Origin of the sequence: Actinocrinis sp., assembly GCF_035938995.1 — a bacterium.
Classification (GTDB): Bacteria; Actinomycetota; Actinomycetes; order Streptomycetales; family Catenulisporaceae; genus DASZGI01.
On the sequence record NZ_DASZGI010000365.1, the window covers coordinates 1 to 4927 of the forward strand.

At 69.6% G+C, this 4927-nt stretch carries 4 protein-coding genes; 1 reads left to right on the top strand and 3 read right to left on the bottom strand.

Translation table 11 applies throughout. The features are described 5' to 3' along the window. Positions 1 to 1586 (bottom strand): IS1182 family transposase (locus VGZ32_RS25430; RefSeq protein WP_326888722.1); only part of this gene is annotated, 1586 nt, incomplete at its 3' end. Positions 1587 to 1774: 188 nt separating this feature from the next. Then, on the bottom strand, positions 1775 to 2761 hold the full coding sequence (locus VGZ32_RS25435; protein WP_326888723.1) for an RNA polymerase subunit sigma-70: 987 nt from the start codon (positions 2759 to 2761) through the stop codon (positions 1775 to 1777). Positions 2762 to 2919: 158 nt separating this feature from the next. Between VGZ32_RS25435 and VGZ32_RS25440 the strand changes: the two genes are divergently transcribed. Beyond that, entirely contained in the window at positions 2920 to 4434 is a 1515-nt protein-coding gene (locus VGZ32_RS25440; RefSeq protein ID WP_326888724.1) for an MFS transporter, read from the top strand. Between the two features lie 96 nt (positions 4435 to 4530). Here the strand turns inward: VGZ32_RS25440 and VGZ32_RS25445 are convergent. After that, a partial coding sequence (locus VGZ32_RS25445) for a transposase (protein WP_326888725.1) occupies positions 4531 to 4927 on the bottom strand: 397 nt, incomplete at its 5' end.

The window sequence follows — 4927 nt, forward strand, 5'->3', positions numbered from 1 at the left end:
GTGGCGCCGAGGTGGTGTTCGAGTTCGACTTTCCTGCGTCCGCGGTAGCGGGCTTTGCACAGGCCGATGCTGTTCGCGGCTTGGTTCATCGTGCCTTCGATGCCGGCCCGGCGCTGGTAGAGGCGACGCCAGTCCTTCGAAGCTTGGGCGGCGCGGGTGGCCTGTTGCAGTTCGTGGATCTCGCGGGGGTAGACGGTGATCCCGCGGCGGCGGATCTTGCTGTTGGTGCACGCGGGCTGCGCGTCGCAGGCCTGGCAGGCGCGCTGCGGGAACGCGATGTAGATCTTCTCCACTTCGTCGTGGACCCGCGGGTTCCAGTGCGCCGAGGTCTGGCCCTTCGGGCAGGTGGCGGTGCGGGTGTCGTAGTCGATGACGAAGTCGTCGCGGCCATAGCCGTTGCCGGTCTTGGCCTGGCGGGAGCTGTCGCCGAGGAGCGGAGTGACCATCGCGATGCCGTGCTCGCGGCGGGCGGCGGCCAGGGTGGGCATCGACGGGTAGCCGGAGTCCACGTAGTGCTCGGCCGGGGCCAGACCGCGCTCGGCAAGATCCTGATGGATCGGCACGGTCGCGCCGTTGTCGGGCGTGGTGCCAGGGGTAGTGAGCACGTTCGTGACCAGGTTCGGTGTACCAGTCTCGTCAGGATCCTCACACGTCTCGGTCAGGTGCAATTTGTAGCCGAGCCAAAACAGGTCCTTGCCCTTCGCAGCCCAGCGGGCGTCGGGGTCATACGGGCTGGCCAGGCGCAGTGGAGCCGGCGGCACCCCGTCCTGATCGGTGCGCCGCCGCATCACCTCGCTCCCGTTGCTGGCCGTCTCGATCAGGTAGTTCTGCCGCAGCACCGTGCACAACACAGCGACTTGGGGCAGCTCGCGCAGCCAGGGCCGGTACTGCTGGGCGAACAACGCGGTCAGCAGGTCGCGCCCGTCGCGACCGAACTGCTCGGCCAAGGCGTCACGCTCGGCTTTCGCGCGCGGCCAGTTCCAGTCGCACGCCCGCGGCCCGTACCGCCTCGCCCAGACGTCCAGATCCACCGTCTCAGCCAGGAAATCCGGGGCCACCGCGGCCAGCGCCTCGGCCAACGCACGCACCGCCTCCCCGGCCAACTCCGCATGCGTCAGATCGCGCACGGCAGCGATCACATGCGTGGAGTCGGTGCGCTGCTTGCCGCCGGCCTTGACCAACCCGAGCTCCCGGCACCGGTCCAGGACCCTGTCGAAGCACAGGCGCGAGAGGTCATGGTCTGCCAGCCGGCCGCGGAACTCACTCAGGACGCTGTGGTCGAACCCGGGAGCGGCGAGCTCCAGCCCGAGCGCATACTTCCAGTCGATCCGCCCGGCCACAGCCTGCGCCGCCTGCCGGTCGGTCATCTGCTCGACGAACTGCAGGATCGTGACCAGCATCAACACCGCCGGAGAGATCCCCGGCCTGCCCCGCACACCGAACGCCCCATTGAAATCAGTGTCCAGAAATATTGGTCCAAGCCCGTCCCGCAACCGCATCGGCAGGCTCCCCTTCGGGAACGCCGCCCGCGCCACCACGGCGGTCTGCTCGAGAACCTCCGGCCACGGCATCGGCCGCAACGACATTACACACCCGCCCCAACCCAGCCGCGACCATCGCAGCATCCTCACAGCCTTCCGCAAGGCCACGACCAGCCACAAGAGCCAGAGAAATTAACCACCAGGGTCGCGTAGGGTCAACTGCCGTGGCGGTTCTCATTCGACCGGTGACGCTGCCGGTGGGGTGCTGGTGTGACGGCTGGCCACGTCCGCTGTCAGCCTCTTGGCAGCATGCGGGGGTATCCGAACCGGGCGAGGTTGCTTAGGCTCCCGAAGCGGGTGAGCGCGTGGATACGCTCCCCCCGCAGGGCGAGCACGATCAGACCGCACGCCCGCCAGATCGGTGCGTTGGGATCCGGGAGGTAAAGCACCAGGGCCGGCTGGCCGTTGGCCCGGGCGGGCAGGAGTTTGAGTTCCTGGCCCAGATGGGATCGCACGAGGAATCGGCCGATGGGCCCGGGGCCGTGGTGCTGGTCGGGCTCGGGTGGCATCGTCAGCGTGGCGTCGTCGGTCAGCAGCGACACCAGTTCTTTCAGGTCGAGGCGCTGGAATGCGCTGACGAACCGGTCGACGATGGCGGCCTCGGCCGGTGACTTGGGAACTGGTACGTCGTGCGGGTGCAGGTCAGCCGGGAGGGCGGCCCGGGCCCGGATGAGCGCGCTGTTGACGGCGGTTTGCGTGGTGCCGAGGATGCCGGCGGTCTCGGCCGCGGGGAAGCCGAGCACGTCCCGCAGCATCAGGACCGCGCGCTGCTGGGGCGGCAAGTGTTGCAGGCCCGCCACGAACGACAGGGCGATCGACTCGCGGGCGTCGTAGCGGGCCTCGGGGCCGGCAGCCAGGCCGTCGAGGTCATCAGGGTAGGGCTCAAGCCACCACGGTTCGCCCGACCGCCCCTGCCCGCTGCGGCCCGTGCCGTGATCGGGTAGGGCGGCCGGCTGCGGGCGGCGGGACTCGCCACGCAGGTAGTTCAGGCAGCGGTTGGTGGCGATCCGGTACAGCCACGCCCGCGGCGAGCGGCCGTCGAACCGGCCGATCGAACGCCATGCGGCCAACAGAGCCTCCTGAAACACGTCCTCGGCGTCCTGTACCGATCCGAGCATCCGGTAGCAGTGCGCCTGCAATTCGCGGCGGTAGGGATCGACCAGTTCGCGGAAGGCCTCACCGTCGCCGCCCTGGGCAAGGACGAGGGTCGCCTCGGTCATGGTGGAACCTGTCCTCTCACGCGGCCCTCCGGGATGACGGCTGCTGCACAGTGCAACACCGGCGGCGGCTTGAATTCATCGCCGCCAGGTCGGCGAATCGACGCGAGGGGCGGTGCTTGAACTGGTGAGGAATTGACCAGTGACGAGCGGAGGCACGCATGACCTCAGTGGACCCCAGGATCGAGCTGCGCGGCCGGGCGGGCGCGCAGAGCGGCGCGGTGCGCCGGTGGCGGGCGTTCTCGCTGCTTGCCGTGGCGTATTTCATGACGGCGGTCGATCTGCTGATCGTCAACGTCGCGCTGCCGACGATCGGCGTCAAACTGCATTTCGCCGAGTCGGACCTGCAGTGGGTGGTGACCGCGTACGCGATCACGTTCGGCGGCTTCCTGCTGCTGGGCGGTCGGGCCGCCGACCTGCTCGGCCGCAGGCGCGTGTTCATGCTCGGGCTGGCGGTGTTCACCGCGGCCTCGCTCGCCTGCGCGCTGGCCACCAGCGGCACGTTCCTGATCATCATGCGCGGTATCCAGGGCCTGGGTGCCGCCGCGGTGCTGCCCGCCGCGCTGTCGATCGTGATGAACATGTTCCCCGAGGGCGCCGAGCGCAACAAGGCGCTGGGCATCTGGGGCGCGGTCGGTGCCAGTGGAGCGACATTCGGCGTACTGGCCGGTGGCGCCCTGACCCGGTACGCCGGCTGGCCCTACATCTTCTACCTGAACGTCGCTGTCGGCACGGCCGCGCTGCTGCTGGCCCGGCAGGTGGTACCCGAGAGCATGCGCCCGGCCGCGCGCCGCCGCTATGACCTGCTCGGCGCGCTCACCGTGACCGGCGCCCTGGTACTCGCGGTCTACGCGATCTCGCAGGCCCCTGCCGTTGGGTGGAGCGCTGCCCGGACGCTGGCCCAGCTCACCGCGGCGGCGGTCCTGCTGGCCGCGTTCGTGGTCACCGAAGCCAGGGCGCAGGCACCCCTGCTGCCCTTGCGGCTGTTTCGGCTCAGGACCCTTGCCGGGTCCAACGCGGTCGGGTTCCTGCTCGGGGCCAGCTTCTACGGCTACATCTTCATCGGCACCCTGTACATGCAGCAGGTCCTCGGATACTCCGCGATGACCACCGGCCTGGCCTGGCTGACCGTCGGCCTGACCGGGGTGCTGCTCGCCGGCCCGGCGCAGATCCTGGTCACCCGCGCGTCAGCCACGCTCGTGATGGCGGCCGGGATGAGTATGACCGGGGCCGGGATCCTGTGGGCGACCCAGGCGCCCGTGCAGGGGAGTTTCTGGGCGAACCTGGCCGGCCCGTTCTTCCTGACCGGGACCGTCACCTGGGTGTTCATCCCGGTGTCGATCGGAGCGCTGGTCGGTGTCACCGAGCGCGACGCCGGGGTCGCCTCCGGGCTCATCGACTCCTCCCAGCAGCTCGGCGGCGCGATCGGGATAGCCGTCGCGTCAACCGTGGCGGCCGCGCACTCCCGCAGCATGCTCAGCCGCGGCCACGCCGCTGCCGGCGCGCTCACCGGCGGGCTCCACCAGGCGCTGTGGGTCTGCGGGCTCGTCGGCCTAAGCGCCGTGCCCCTCGCGTTCCTCCTCGTGCGGCGCTACGAGATCGCTCAGGTGACAGCCGCCACGCACAGCAAGACCCCCGCACCCGCCTCCGCCTCCGCCTCCGCCTCAGGCGACTGATCGCACCCACCCTGTGGGGCTCGGAATCGGGAATTTGCCAGCTGACATTGCCTCACGTGATGTCGTTCGGTCAGGCTGCGACCTGGTACTCACTGGTCAGGCCGCCGAGGATAGGTTGCGGCGCAGCCGGTAAGCGGAGAGATCGATCGGTTCACGCGGTGCGGTCTCGGCCTGGTAAGGGCTGAGCTGGCCCAAGCTGCGGTGCGGTCGGACCCCGTTGTAGTGCGCGAGGAACTCGGTTAGGACCAGGCGCAGGTGGCGCTCGCCCAGGATCAGGGTGCGGTCGAGCAGCTCCCGTCGCAGGGTGCCGATCATCCGCTCGCAGACCGCGTTCGCCCTTGGTGCTTGCGGCGGACTCTTGATCACCCGGATGCCGCCGTCGGCCAGCACGGCGTCGAAGGCATCGGTGAACTGGCCGCCCCAGTCACGGATCATGAACGCGAATGAGCTCACGCGTTCCCCGAGACCCATCAGCATGTTCCGGGCCGCCTGT